This is a genomic window from Ammoniphilus sp. YIM 78166 (genome assembly GCF_004522215.1).
In the GTDB taxonomy this organism is placed as follows: Bacteria; Bacillota; Bacilli; order Aneurinibacillales; family RAOX-1; genus YIM-78166.
Map to the genome: position 1 here is coordinate 1,164,447 of NZ_SDLR01000001.1, position 11,619 is coordinate 1,176,065.

At 41.6% G+C, this 11,619-nt stretch carries 13 protein-coding genes and 1 pseudogene; 5 read left to right on the plus strand and 9 right to left on the minus strand.

The window, feature by feature from the left end:
- Positions 1-38 precede the first annotated feature (38 nt).
- Entirely contained in the window at positions 39-1,739 is a 1,701-nt protein-coding gene (locus EIZ58_RS05755) for a methyl-accepting chemotaxis protein (protein ID WP_134699524.1), read from the minus strand.
- Between the two features lie 232 nt (positions 1,740-1,971).
- On the opposite strand from EIZ58_RS05755, the gene EIZ58_RS05760 reads away from it, so the two are divergent.
- Positions 1,972-2,505 carry an HPP family protein gene (locus tag EIZ58_RS05760; protein WP_134699525.1) on the plus strand — a complete coding sequence of 178 codons (534 nt, stop codon included), beginning with the start codon at positions 1,972-1,974 and terminating at the stop codon, positions 2,503-2,505.
- A 454-nt stretch (positions 2,506-2,959) separates the two neighbouring features.
- Here EIZ58_RS05760 and EIZ58_RS35115 read toward each other — a convergent pair whose 3' ends face one another.
- The 4 genes from EIZ58_RS35115 to EIZ58_RS05780 form a co-directional block, all read right to left on the minus strand.
- On the minus strand, positions 2,960-3,067 hold the full coding sequence (locus EIZ58_RS35115) for an aspartyl-phosphate phosphatase Spo0E family protein (RefSeq protein WP_370297625.1): 108 nt from the start codon (positions 3,065-3,067) through the stop codon (positions 2,960-2,962).
- 19 nt (positions 3,068-3,086) lie between these two features.
- Positions 3,087-3,554: a PAS domain-containing protein gene (locus EIZ58_RS05770; RefSeq protein ID WP_134699527.1), complete on the minus strand. Its 468-nt coding sequence runs from the start codon at positions 3,552-3,554 to the stop codon at positions 3,087-3,089.
- Between the two features lie 49 nt (positions 3,555-3,603).
- Positions 3,604-3,816 (minus strand): hypothetical protein, encoded by a 213-nt coding sequence (locus tag EIZ58_RS05775; protein ID WP_134699528.1) that lies wholly within the window; start codon positions 3,814-3,816, stop codon positions 3,604-3,606.
- A 221-nt stretch (positions 3,817-4,037) separates the two neighbouring features.
- Positions 4,038-5,015 carry a C40 family peptidase gene (locus EIZ58_RS05780; protein WP_167577519.1) on the minus strand — a complete coding sequence of 326 codons (978 nt, stop codon included), beginning with the start codon at positions 5,013-5,015 and terminating at the stop codon, positions 4,038-4,040.
- 323 nt (positions 5,016-5,338) lie between these two features.
- On the opposite strand from EIZ58_RS05780, the gene EIZ58_RS05785 reads away from it, so the two are divergent.
- From EIZ58_RS05785 to EIZ58_RS05795, 3 genes are all read left to right on the plus strand, one after another.
- Complete coding sequence (locus EIZ58_RS05785; RefSeq protein WP_134699530.1) at positions 5,339-7,075, plus strand: LysM peptidoglycan-binding domain-containing protein; 1,737 nt, start codon at positions 5,339-5,341, stop codon at positions 7,073-7,075.
- Between the two features lie 113 nt (positions 7,076-7,188).
- Entirely contained in the window at positions 7,189-8,649 is a 1,461-nt protein-coding gene (locus EIZ58_RS05790; RefSeq protein WP_134699531.1) for an aldehyde dehydrogenase family protein, read from the plus strand.
- Between the two features lie 103 nt (positions 8,650-8,752).
- The gene (locus tag EIZ58_RS05795) at positions 8,753-9,316 is read left to right on the plus strand and encodes an HD domain-containing protein (protein WP_240688977.1); all 564 of its coding nucleotides are present in this window, start codon (positions 8,753-8,755) and stop codon (positions 9,314-9,316) included.
- Here EIZ58_RS05795 and EIZ58_RS33135 read toward each other — a convergent pair.
- The 4 genes and pseudogenes from EIZ58_RS33135 to EIZ58_RS05805 form a co-directional block, all read right to left on the minus strand.
- Positions 9,313-9,447, minus strand: a pseudogene (locus EIZ58_RS33135) (NAD(P)/FAD-dependent oxidoreductase); the annotation flags it as partial. The gene EIZ58_RS05795 and the pseudogene EIZ58_RS33135 overlap by 4 nt on opposite strands.
- A 114-nt stretch (positions 9,448-9,561) precedes the next feature.
- Entirely contained in the window at positions 9,562-9,708 is a 147-nt protein-coding gene (locus EIZ58_RS33140; protein WP_167577522.1) for a hypothetical protein, read from the minus strand.
- Positions 9,709-9,969: 261 nt separating this feature from the next.
- A complete protein-coding gene (locus EIZ58_RS05800) occupies positions 9,970-10,449 on the minus strand; it encodes a hypothetical protein (RefSeq protein WP_134699533.1) in 480 nt (159 codons plus the stop codon).
- 118 nt (positions 10,450-10,567) lie between these two features.
- Positions 10,568-10,882 (minus strand): hypothetical protein, encoded by a 315-nt coding sequence (locus tag EIZ58_RS05805; protein WP_134699534.1) that lies wholly within the window; start codon positions 10,880-10,882, stop codon positions 10,568-10,570.
- Positions 10,883-11,025: 143 nt separating this feature from the next.
- Here EIZ58_RS05805 and EIZ58_RS05810 point away from each other — a divergent pair, with 143 nt between their 5' ends.
- Positions 11,026-11,619: a TetR/AcrR family transcriptional regulator gene (locus EIZ58_RS05810; RefSeq protein ID WP_167577523.1), complete on the plus strand. Its 594-nt coding sequence runs from the start codon at positions 11,026-11,028 to the stop codon at positions 11,617-11,619.

The window sequence follows — 11,619 nt, forward strand, 5'->3', positions numbered from 1 at the left end:
TTAGGATTAGTCGGACATTAGGTTCATTGTTTGTATTGTTAAAGCTTGAACTTTCCTAGAAGTCTATGTAAGTCTTCGGCCATATGGGATAGCTCCAAAGCGGAACGAGTGATCTTCTCCATGGAGGCTCCTTGATCTTCTGCGGAAGAAGATACTTCTTGTGTGCTGGCTGCAGCAGCTTGGGATACTTCATGTATGAATTGCATGGAATGTAAAGTCTGTTCGGTGCATGACGTCATGTGTTTTACTGCTAAAGAGACATCGTGTATCTGTGTTCTTACTCGATTAACGGAGTCATGGATTTGATTAAAGGAGGAACCGGCTGTGTTTACAATTGTAATCCCGGATACCACTTCTTTTGTAGCACTATCCATCGATAGAATGGCACGCTGTGTTTCTTCTTGAATAGAGGAAATAAGGTCAGAAATTTGCTGTGCTGAGCCAGCAGACTGTTCTGCTAGCTTTCGAACCTCATCAGCCACGACAGCAAACCCTCGTCCATGCTCTCCTGCTCTGGCGGCTTCAATCGCTGCATTTAAAGCTAATAAATTCGTCTGTGAGGCAATCCCTGTTATCACTTCAATAATTTGGCCAATCGAATGGGATCGTTCCCCTAAGCTTTTTATACTTTCTTCTAACCCCTTTACGGTTTCATGAATAGAGTTTATCTGCTGTACCGCTGTACGGATGGTTTGTCCTCCCTCGGTTGCTTTTTCAGCAGCGACTTGAACAGTAGAGGAGACTACATCAGTGGTTTTGGTAATTTGTTGAACCTGCTTTGTCATGGTATCAAAAGTCTCTGACGTTTTCTCTACCGATGCTAGTTGTTGATCTACGCGAGAAGCAATCTCGAACATAGTACTTGCAATCTGTTCTGTTGCATAGCTGGTTTGCTTTGCATTTGTCGTCAGGGTTTCAGAAGAAGCTGCCACCTTTTGGGCACTATGACTAACTTTGTGGATAATATCACGCAGATTTTTGGCCATCTGATTCAGTGTCAGGGCCAATTCTCCGAGCTCATCATTATTTTTTAGCGTAATATCTTTCACGGTTAAATTTCCTCTGGATACCTCTCTAGCGTATTCAATAAGTTCACCAATAGGCTCCGTTTTTCTTCTAATCAACCAGATGGTTACAATACATACCAAACTCAATGGCAATAAACCGAGCACAAAAGAATAAGCAACCGTTTCTAATGTTCTCGTCTGGACTATTTTTGCGTTAAAGTCAATCGCATTCAAGGCAATCATTTCCTTTGTTGGATCATGATCTTTGAAGATGGGAGCATAGCCCGTAATGCGTTTCATCCCACCAAAGCTGTAAATAGGGGAATAGTGAGGATGTTTAGTTTTATATATCATTTCTAAAACCTCTTGATTGATATAAAACTTGTCACCTGCGCGAAAACCTTGTTTCTGTAATTTAGCATCAGCCGCTAACACATTTCCATCTAGTGACAAAACATAGTGTGTTTCAAAAATCTCTTTATGATCGGTAGTCCAATCTAATGTGTTTTGCAGCTCCGTACGTTTTTCCTCGTTGCCTTTTAAGATCTCTTCAACAACTTGTGGGTCAACGAGACCTGTCGTGATGTTGGCACAACCTACTGCCTCAATTCCGGCAGCTTCGTAGGTTTTATTATACGCTACCCAATAGTTGGAAACAGAGGTAATCAGTAGGGAAGCAAAGATCAGAGAAACCATGATGAACCCCAACTGCCGGGTGATACTTTTTTTCATACATTCAACCCCCATCCTATGATGTTAGATAATCTAAGGATATCGCTTTCATCTACTATCCACCGTGATAAAAGTCACAAATATGGGAATCTAATGCAGGATGATGAGGATGTAGTTAAAATTTAATTTTTGAAAATATATACAAAATTAGTGTGATGTGTTCTATAATAAAAAGTGTGGTAGATTTTATGACAATTTTGTTGCGGATTTTCTTAGAAAAGGGATGTGTTAGATGTACTTAAAAGGCGAGTATTCAGGTGAAGATCGTGGTCAATTGGAGAACTTCAACTTAAGTCACAGCGACTCCAATCCCAGACTATCTGATAATATCATTTCGGCTCTAGGTGGGTTAATTGCTATTAGCCTAATTAGCATCATTGCTGTCGCGCTGGGGTTTCCAATGGTTCTAGGACCCATTGCAGCAAGCTGTTTGCTGGTGTGCGTAGTTCGTGACGGTCCGTTTTCCCAGCCGCGTAATATCCTTGGCGGTCATATTCTTTCAACTGCTGCGGCGTTAGTCATTTGGGATGTATTCGGGAAAAGTCATATTACCATTGGAATTACCTTAGCGGTAGTTGTATTTTTGATGGTTATCTCTAACATGGTACACCCTCCCGCTGCAGCGAGCGCTGTTGTAGTGATCAATACGGAAGCAGGTTGGGGATTTTTACCTTGTATTGCCGTAACAGCGGTACTCATCATCATGTTTTTTTTCTTGTACTTCAATGTATTTAAGAGCAAAAGGTACCCCAAGAGGTGGTTGTAACATTACTTGTGCACCTTTTCCAGTATTGCCAACGTTTTAACAAACATTAGGGTAGGGACGAGGCGCTAATGGAGGGTTGCCTGAATGGAACTTGAACGCGTAGATTTTTGTCATTACTGTAAAAAGGAAATCTTCTGTCATGCGGGGTTCCTAAACGGAGTTAAGCTAGATGGGGAAACCATTTTATGTTTTTCATGCTATGAGAATTCAACATCAAGAAAAGCCCCTTAGTCCATATAAAGGTCTAAAGGGGCTTTTCATATTTATTGCTTACTTAATTTTTATGGTATTTGTCGAGTAGGGCTGCCAGTTTATCTACTGACCAATAAAATAGATTCAACACCCAAACGATGAAAGTGATGAAAAGAATGGCACATGCAATGAACAAGAGGTTTAAGATCATAGGAGAAATCATGGCTGATCATCTCCTCCCCTAGGCGATCTAAAAACGTACTCATGCCTTTCTATAGGGAACCTGAGTTTGACTGTAGTAATGGTTGAGCACTTTATCCAATCTTTGACTGAGTCTGATTGCTTCGGAATCCATAAAGCCTTTGGCCATTACCACAGCGTATAATTGATCACGAATCCTCAATACAGCGTGTCTGAGACTCTGTTGCTTCGTACTCCGTAATGTCCGTGATGATACCAATATATCCAGTTACTTCCTCTTTGTCATTTTTCAACGCAATAATATGCAAGGACTCAAGATAGATATTACCGTCTTTTCGTCGATCTAATACTTCTCCTATCCATTGTCCGGTTCGGATGATAGATTGCCACATGGTTTGATAAAAGGAGTTATCATGATAACCTGATTGCAATATCCTAGGGTTTTTCCCTTTTATTTCTTTAAAATTATATCCTGTTATCTTAGTAAACGCTCGATTAATATAGCGAATCTTCGAATGTCGATCAGTTATGACTACCCCGACATCACTCAATCGAGTTTGTATCAAAGGATAGAGAGGCTTGAGCAAATGCTGTTCCATAAAGTTTGGAGTTACTATGCTGGGTACCTCAAGGTCATCAAGAGTTAGAACCGACATGTCGTTCACTTCCCTTTATTAATTTAATTTTGAAGTTGACATCTTCTGCTTAGATTAAAAGTTCCTCTGAGACTTCTTTAATTGGTAGCGGAAGAGGGGGTCTGCTGCTTTTCCATCGAGCGATTCTCTTCTTGCGTCCTGGCATCCCAACTTCGCCATGATTGTCTAAAGCTAAGTGATGTACCCAATGTAAAGAATGTTCTTCAGGTTCCGATAGTTCGCAGCAAACTCTATAGATTTCGTCAAAGTTCGCGAAAGACATGATCCTCATTCCTCCTTTTGATAATTATAACGTCGTTGCCTTATCCTTGTACTAATCATAACACATTCATTTAAAATAGTCAAAATATTCAGAATTAATAAGATTGCGAGCTTGTTTATGTTGAATACGAAAAAAGGCAGCAGAAATTAATCCCCCTGCCAAAAAGCTCGGCGACAGCCTGTAGACAGGTTGGTGCGCCGAGCTTTTTTAGATCTAACCGCTTATTTACGTTCTGTTAATCCTGTTTTAGCCATCGCTACATCGCGTGCTTCTGTTCCATTATCAGCAATCACTCGTTTCCCATAAAGGAAGGTCTTAGACAAATAATTATTCTTCTTGGCATCCATGGTTTGAATAATCACACCGCCTTTTGGGAAGCTGTGAAGGACATCAATTGAGCCGTCAGCACGAACTTCCTTAACAATACCAACATGCCCATTTCGGCGATAATCGCCTGCTTTGTATTTTTCGTAGTTATTTTCAGTGGTAAAAAAGACAAGATCTCCTTTTCGAAGCTGTTCTCGCTTAAGCTGCCTACTTCCGTCGTTTAAAAATTGAGCTCTGGATGTCCGTTTTAGCTCAAAGCCGGCTGCTTTTGCAAAAACGTATTGAGTGAAAGAGCTGCAATCGAATCTCATCGAGCCATCCTTTTTATAGTCAGCTCCGAGCTTGTATGGTACACCCAAATGTTTCATCCCTTCAGTAATAACCCGATCCGCTGTTACGTTCCAGGCAGGTGATGACGTATTTTTACCCTGAATTCTCTTGGCGCCAAGAAAATATTTTTTTGCTACCTCACTGGTGCGAAGATTCATCTTCTTTATCCGCTCATAAGGTTGATAGGCAATAACAAATTCTCCATTGCCTATATAGATACCTGTTGCAATCAGATGCGACTTGCTTGTCCCAAAAAATAAAACATCACCTTGCTTCAATTGTTCTGGTTTTAGGATGAGCTCTCCTTGCTTGCTTAATTCTCTCAAGCTATCTGGTAATCGGACTCCTTCCTTGGCATAGACAAAGGAAACAAAATCTGCGGATTGAAAATCAGTTATCTTATAGTTGATATAGTCCTGAGCCCGATCAGCCACCTCTTGACCTAAGGAAGCGGCAGAGGAAGTAGGGGCAAAGCCTGTTAGTAAGCCACCGAGAAGCAACGAGCCGCTTAAGGCAATATGTAATAATTTTAGCTTTTTCATGCTGAAATTCCTCTCATTTGATGTTTTAGACAGATTTACGTAGTTTGGTAATCTCATATAACGATAACATCATATGGAAGCGGGAGAGTAGCTTAAAATACTGGGTAAAAATAAAAATAATAGTCTTACAGATGATATTTGGTTCCATTGGTAATACAAGGAAAAGAAACCAAAGGCGAAGTAGGTAGAGTTTTGTATAAACTTATATTTTTTTCTATAATTGGATTATATTGACAACTATTGTGTCGGGAGTTATCATGGGATACAGAAGTAACAAAGGTTACAATTGATAGGATTAATTACCAATAACGAGGAGGAAAGCCATGAGAAGAATAGCTTTAATTATGATGTTAATTTTTTCACTGTTATTCGGTTCAGTTACCTACGCTTCAAGTACATATACGGTTCAAGATGAAGACAGCCTGTTGAAAATTGCAAATAAGTTCAATTTTACGGTCGAAGGGCTTAAACTTTATAATGGTTTATCTTCCGATGCCATTTATCCAGGACAGGAACTATTAATTCCGGAGAGATATAAAGTTCTGCAAGACGATTCCTTATTTAAGATAGCAATAAAATTGGGAATGACATTGGAAACGCTAAAGTCATTAAATCCGCAGCTTCCAAATTGGGATTATATTGAGACTGGCCAATATATCACGATTCGCTCCACTAGCATGCAGCAAGAACCTGAGACCCCCACTTATGTTACCGTAGCGGCTGGGGATAAGGTCGAAGTCTTGACAAGAACCGCCGCCTATAACAAATCCGAAAAGTTAATTGGATACGTTAACGCCGGTGAAGTTCTTGAAGTGATTACCTCGGAGCGTCCGGATAGAATCGACTATATCCATGTAAAAAATGACAGCGGGCAAATGGGTTATATTTCTGCTTCTGTTAAAATTGTCAAACAAGTGTTAATCGGGTTACCGGAAGAACTGGAGCCTGAATCTGGTCCCATAATCGTTGAACCTGAGCCAGCACCGGAGCCTACACCAGTCGTAGTTCAACCTGCGCCTATCAGCTATATTAAGGTAGCAGCTGGGGATAAGGTCGAAACCTTGACAAGAACCGCCGCCTATAACAAATCCGAAAAGCTAATTGGATACGTCAACGCCGGTGAAGTTCTTGAAGTAATAACCTCGGAACGTCCGGATAGAACCGACTATATCCATGTAAAAAATGACAGCGGGCAAATGGGTTATATTTCTGCTTCTGTTAAAATTGTCAAACAAGTGTTAATCGGGTTACCGGAAGAACTGGAGCCTGAATCTGGTCCCATAATCGTTGAACCTGAGCCAGCACCGGAGCCTACACCAGTCGTAGTTCAACCTGCGCCTATCAGCTATATTAAGGTAGCAGCTGGGGATAAGGTCGAAACCTTGACAAGAACCGCCGCCTATAACAAATCCGAAAAGCTAATTGGATACGTCAACGCCGGTGAAGTTCTTGAAGTAATAACCTCGGAACGTCCGGATAGAACCGACTATATCCATGTAAAAAATGACAGCGGGCAAATGGGTTATATTTCTGCTTCGGATAAAGTCGTTAAGTTTCTGCCACCAGTAAAACCAGAATGGGAAGTAAAAGCTGACAAAGTACTGGACTTAGCTGATAACTATTTAGGCACACCCTATAAGTATGGCGCTAGAGGAATCTTCACCTCTGAATTCACCACAGACTATTTTGATTGCAGCTCTTTTACTCAAGCGGCGTTATGGGTGGGAGCCGGTATCAAGGTAGGAAGAGGGGCAAGACAGCAATGGAATTCTGGCGGCACAGAAGTGAAATGGGGAGAATGGAGAAAAGGCGACTTAATCTTTAACGCAACGGCCACTACGTATAAGAATTATGATAGAGATGATATTAACTTCATCGGTCATGTCGGATTCTTCTACGGATATGGCGAAATCAAAAGCGCTTACAGTGTGGATATGAATAGCCAGATAAAGCGACCCATTATGCTTCATACCTGGGGAGATAAAGGGGTGCGTTTTGAATATATCGACAAAACCTGGATTGAAAGAGGATATTTTGGGGCGAAGAGATTTATCCAATAAAAGAAAAGCTGCTCTTTTTGGAGAGCAGCTTTTTGCTTTAGTGCTCCGGCATGAGTACAGACCGTACAAGCATATAAATAGCTAAGGGGTAATTTAATGAAGGAGGCATACCTATGATCGAAAAAATGTATATCGATGGAGAATGGGTCTTAGCGGAAAGTGGTGAAACACGCGAGATATTGAATCCGGCTACAGAGAAAGTCATTGCCACGGTCACGGAAGGAGCGGAACCGGATGCATTTAAAGCGATCACGGCGGCCCGAAGGGCTTTTGACCATGACGGCTGGTCAGAGGTCGCGGCATTGGAGCGAGCGAGACTACTTTATGCAGTAGCGAATAAGCTTGAAGAAAGAGCCGAAGAGTTTGCTGAATTAGACATGCTCGATAACGGAAAGCCGCTTCGAGAAGCCCAATTCGATGTGAGTGATGCCGTAGGTTGTTTTCGATATTATGCGGGAATCGTTTCGAAGCCGCAAGGGCAAACCTACAATGTACCGGATGCCATGCAAGCGATGGTCGTGAGAGAGCCGATCGGGGTTTGTGGACAAATTACTCCTTGGAACTATCCACTACTCATGGCCGTATGGAAGCTCGCGCCCGCCCTTGCTGCTGGAAACACCGTGGTGTTCAAGCCTTCTGAGATCACTCCGCTGTCTGCGATTAAGCTGTTTGCAATCTTTGAGGAAGTGGGATTTCCCAAAGGGGTTTGCAATCTTGTTCTAGGTGCAGGGCCAACCGTCGGGCAAACGATCGCTGCCAGTCATGAAGTGGATAAAATAGCCTTTACAGGAGGTACGGTCACGGGTCGAAAAATCATGGAAGCAGCCACTGGAAACTTAAAGAAGATATCTCTTGAGCTCGGCGGAAAATCGCCTAATATCGTGTTTGACGATGTAGATTTAGAAACTGCAGTAGATTGGGCGCTTTTTGCCATATTCGCGAATCAAGGACAAGTCTGTTCTGCAGGATCACGGTTACTTCTGCAAGAGAGCATTCATGATAGGTTTGTAGAGCTCTTAGTAGATCGTGCCCAGAAGATTGAAGTAGGTCCGGGAAATGAACCGAACAGTGAAATGGGTCCGCTGATTTCCGAAGCACATATGAACAAGGTTTTGAAGTATATTCAGATCGGCCTTGCAGAAGGAGCTACCCTCGCTTGCGGTGGCAAGCGGATTAACCGAAAAGGTTATTTTGTCGAGCCTACCATTTTCACCAATACCCATCCAGAAATGCAAATTGTTCAGGAAGAAATCTTTGGACCCGTTCTGGTAGTACAGAAATTCAAAGATGAAGGAGAAGCAGTTCGCTTGGCGAATAATACAATTTACGGCTTAGCAGGCGCTGTTTTTACCAAGGATGGAGCGAGAGCGCAGAGAATAATTCGCAAGCTAAGAGCCGGCATCACGTGGATAAACGCCTATCATCCTACCTACAACGAAGCGCCTTGGGGCGGCTATAAGCAGAGCGGAATCGGCCGAGAGCTGGGTACCTTTGGCTACGAAGCTTATACCGAAGTGAAGCAGATTAATATTAATCTACTGGATGAGCCAGTGGGTTGGTTTAAAAGGGAGTAGTAAATATGGAGATATACCACGGAACCAATAAACCTCCCGAAATCGGGAGGTTTACATTTTCGTAAAGGAGGGAAGTCCTTTGTCCGACAACCTAACTACCGTATTGGTAAAAAAATATCAAGCCGAACGAAAACATCATAAATATGTAACCGAACTCACACAACAGCTGTTTGACTTATTACAGCCTTTACATAAGCTAGATCAAAATGATTTGGAGCTTGTTGCTCTAGCAGCGAACCTGCACGACCTGGGCCATTTCATCGGCAAAAAAGAGCATCATGAACACAGTCGTTACATCATTATGAACGATCCCTTGTTGAATGATATGGAGGAGAGGGCACGCCAAACGTTGGGGTTGATTGTTTTAAACCATAGAAAACCAACACCACTGGAGGTGGATCCTGAGGATAGTAGAATAAAATCACTTATAGCTATCCTTCGCATCGCGGATGTCTTGGACTACGAGCATAAGCAGAAAGTGAGAATTAACCATGTTTATTATAATACTGAACAGCAAACCCTGCTGTTAGACATCAAATGGAAGAGTATTATGAAATACCAGAAAAAAGTGGAAGAAAAGCTTCAGTGGGCCGCTGATGTATGGCAAGTCGCCGTAATAGTGAAAACGAAAAAAGAGCAATTAATTGTATCACCATTCTACAAGTGAGCGCATTGAGCACCTGAACTGCCACCGCCAATAATAAGCACATCACAGCTAATATCCTTGTCAAGAACAGGGAATGCAGGAAATTCATCCATGGTAGTTTCCCAATAATAATTTCCGCTTTGTAAGTTCATCATGCAACACTTCCATTTCACTTTTTCTATTTTCCCACAGGATAGGAATCCGATACCAATGGGATGAGATCATATATAATAAAAAAATCTCCACTCGGTGTGGAGATTTTTTTATTATTCTTCCTCAGGAATAATGCGATCATCTTCAATATATTCGTAATACTCATCAGAAGTAAGCTCTTCAGTACTGCGAATCTCTTCCTGTGGAGGCTCACCGTTTTCTTGTTTATATACGACGTAAGTTTCTTTTGGATCTTTCATATTGCCAACTCATCTCCTTATCTATAACTAAAAATAGAATACCCAAAAGAAATCAAAAGGAACCGCATTGAGCCTGTGATAAATCTTTTGTAGAATAATATATAAGAATGGGGGATGATGATGGATACCGTGATCTATATTGCACTCGCAGGGGCCGCTATTGGGATTATTGCCTCTGGGATCGGCTTCAGAATGATGATGAAAAACACAATAAACCAGATGAAAAAGGATAAGTAAACCCGCCCATAAACAAACCACCCATCACTGGGTGGTTTGTTTTTCGTGGACCTCCACGATAATGCTGCCATAGTGTATGTCACGGACATAAGCCTCTAGTTTCCATAGGCCTGGTAACGGCAACGACATGTGTGAAGGGGTATGTGCATCGGCTCCGTTAATGGGCCCTCCTAAACTAGGTACATATAAGACGTTCACTTGCTCTCCCGTTTGTATATGTTTTCCTTTTACAAAAAAATCTCCATAAAGTTCCTCTGGATTGCCCCAAAGATGCCACATGTACTTTTGTATTTTATTTGGGTAAAATCGCATCACTTCTGTTTCATCATAGATGAACCCGAGTTTACCTTTTTCACCAATCATCGTATATCCATTAGACTCAAAGAGGGAGCTGGGCTTTTCCGGTGCTCCTAGGCTAGGAAGGTCGTGTTCCATGAGATCATCTGAAAAAGAGCAACCTACAAGTAACGTGATACTAATGACAAATAGAATGATAGGCCTCATCTTACCCTCCTTGATTTTTATGTATCATAATATTAGACGAACCAAAGGGAAGAATAGTTACATTCATGAGAAAAAAACCTGGTCCTAAACGTAAGCGTTTAAGGATCAGGTTTTTTCTTTATTCACCAGTAATATCTTTTCTCTTTAAATTGTCAGGAAGAATAATCCCTGACTCTTCTACAATCCCATCAAGATCAATCGCCGGAGAAGAAAAGAGCTGCTGCGTAATCGTATCAAAATCCAAGGTTTCGATATTTAATCCGAAGCTTTCCGCTTGAAGCAATAGATCTTTCATTGATTCTTGCATAGTAAGCTGTTGTGTGACCGCAAAGGCACACCATTCTGCAACCGAAATCCCCATTTGAGCGGCAATTTCCGTCAATTTTGTTAAGAGTAATGAATCGAGCTCAATGGTCACTGATCTTTTTTCCATGTCGATTTACCTCCTAGGCTAGTTATTGGATATCCTATTCGAAAAGGGAGAAGGTGGTAACAGATCGACCCATTTTTTTTACGAAGCTCTTGAAATTTTAAACCCATTAGGTTAATTTTAAACTATAGAGTATAAAAATGTGTATGAAGGTGGTCATTATGGCTAGAGGGACGAAGGAACTCATTTACCGTGGAGCACTTGAAGCTTTTGCAGAACTAGGGTTTACGGGTACAAGTATGGACTTGATCGCTGAAAAGTCCGGCGTCGTGAAGCGCACGCTGTACTACAATTTTCAGACCAAGGAAGAGCTGTTTGCTTATGTAATGAAACGGGGGATCGATGAGTTAACCACGTTATTGGATCATACGTTGAAAGAAGAAGTTGCCTTCCACAAAAAGTGGGAGAACGTAGTACAGGCTCACCTTCATTACTATCAAGAGAATACCTATCTATTTCACCTTCTCATTCAACAAATGTGGAAGAGAACCTCAACAGATGGACTTTCAATTCAGCAGTTGTTTAGAGGCTATTTTGAACGATTAGATTTAGAGCTTTCTAGAGACAAAGAGAGAGGAGACCTCGAAAAAGATTTAGATGTATTCACTCTTTCCGCAAGTTTATTTGGTCTCATCACGATCCCTGCGGCCCGTTCTCTTCTTAACGGACAAGCGGTCAATCTTGAAGCCAAGCAAACAACAATTCGCACTTTAATTCTTCAAATTTTGGGAGGGAAATAA

What these genes read in the sequence shown, in the direction of transcription:
- EIZ58_RS05760 (WP_134699525.1), top strand. Translation starts at nt 1,972, where the DNA reads ATGTACTTAAAAGGCGAGTATTCAGGTGAAGATCGTGGTCAATTGGAG.
- EIZ58_RS05790 (WP_134699531.1), top strand. Translation starts at nt 7,189, where the DNA reads ATGATCGAAAAAATGTATATCGATGGAGAATGGGTCTTAGCGGAAAGT.
- EIZ58_RS05800 (WP_134699533.1), bottom strand. Translation starts at nt 10,449, where the DNA reads ATGAGGCCTATCATTCTATTTGTCATTAGTATCACGTTACTTGTAGGT.
- EIZ58_RS05785 (WP_134699530.1), top strand. Translation starts at nt 5,339, where the DNA reads ATGAGAAGAATAGCTTTAATTATGATGTTAATTTTTTCACTGTTATTC.
- EIZ58_RS05780 (WP_167577519.1), bottom strand. Translation starts at nt 5,015, where the DNA reads ATGAAAAAGCTAAAATTATTACATATTGCCTTAAGCGGCTCGTTGCTT.
- EIZ58_RS05755 (WP_134699524.1), bottom strand. Translation starts at nt 1,739, where the DNA reads ATGAAAAAAAGTATCACCCGGCAGTTGGGGTTCATCATGGTTTCTCTG.
- EIZ58_RS33140 (WP_167577522.1), bottom strand. Translation starts at nt 9,708, where the DNA reads ATGAAAGATCCAAAAGAAACTTACGTCGTATATAAACAAGAAAACGGT.
- EIZ58_RS05805 (WP_134699534.1), bottom strand. Translation starts at nt 10,882, where the DNA reads ATGGAAAAAAGATCAGTGACCATTGAGCTCGATTCATTACTCTTAACA.
- EIZ58_RS05770 (WP_134699527.1), bottom strand. Translation starts at nt 3,554, where the DNA reads ATGTCGGTTCTAACTCTTGATGACCTTGAGGTACCCAGCATAGTAACT.
- EIZ58_RS05775 (WP_134699528.1), bottom strand. Translation starts at nt 3,816, where the DNA reads ATGTCTTTCGCGAACTTTGACGAAATCTATAGAGTTTGCTGCGAACTA.
- EIZ58_RS05810 (WP_167577523.1), top strand. Translation starts at nt 11,026, where the DNA reads ATGAAGGTGGTCATTATGGCTAGAGGGACGAAGGAACTCATTTACCGT.
- EIZ58_RS35115 (WP_370297625.1), bottom strand. Translation starts at nt 3,067, where the DNA reads ATGGCCAAAGGCTTTATGGATTCCGAAGCAATCAGACTCAGTCAAAGA.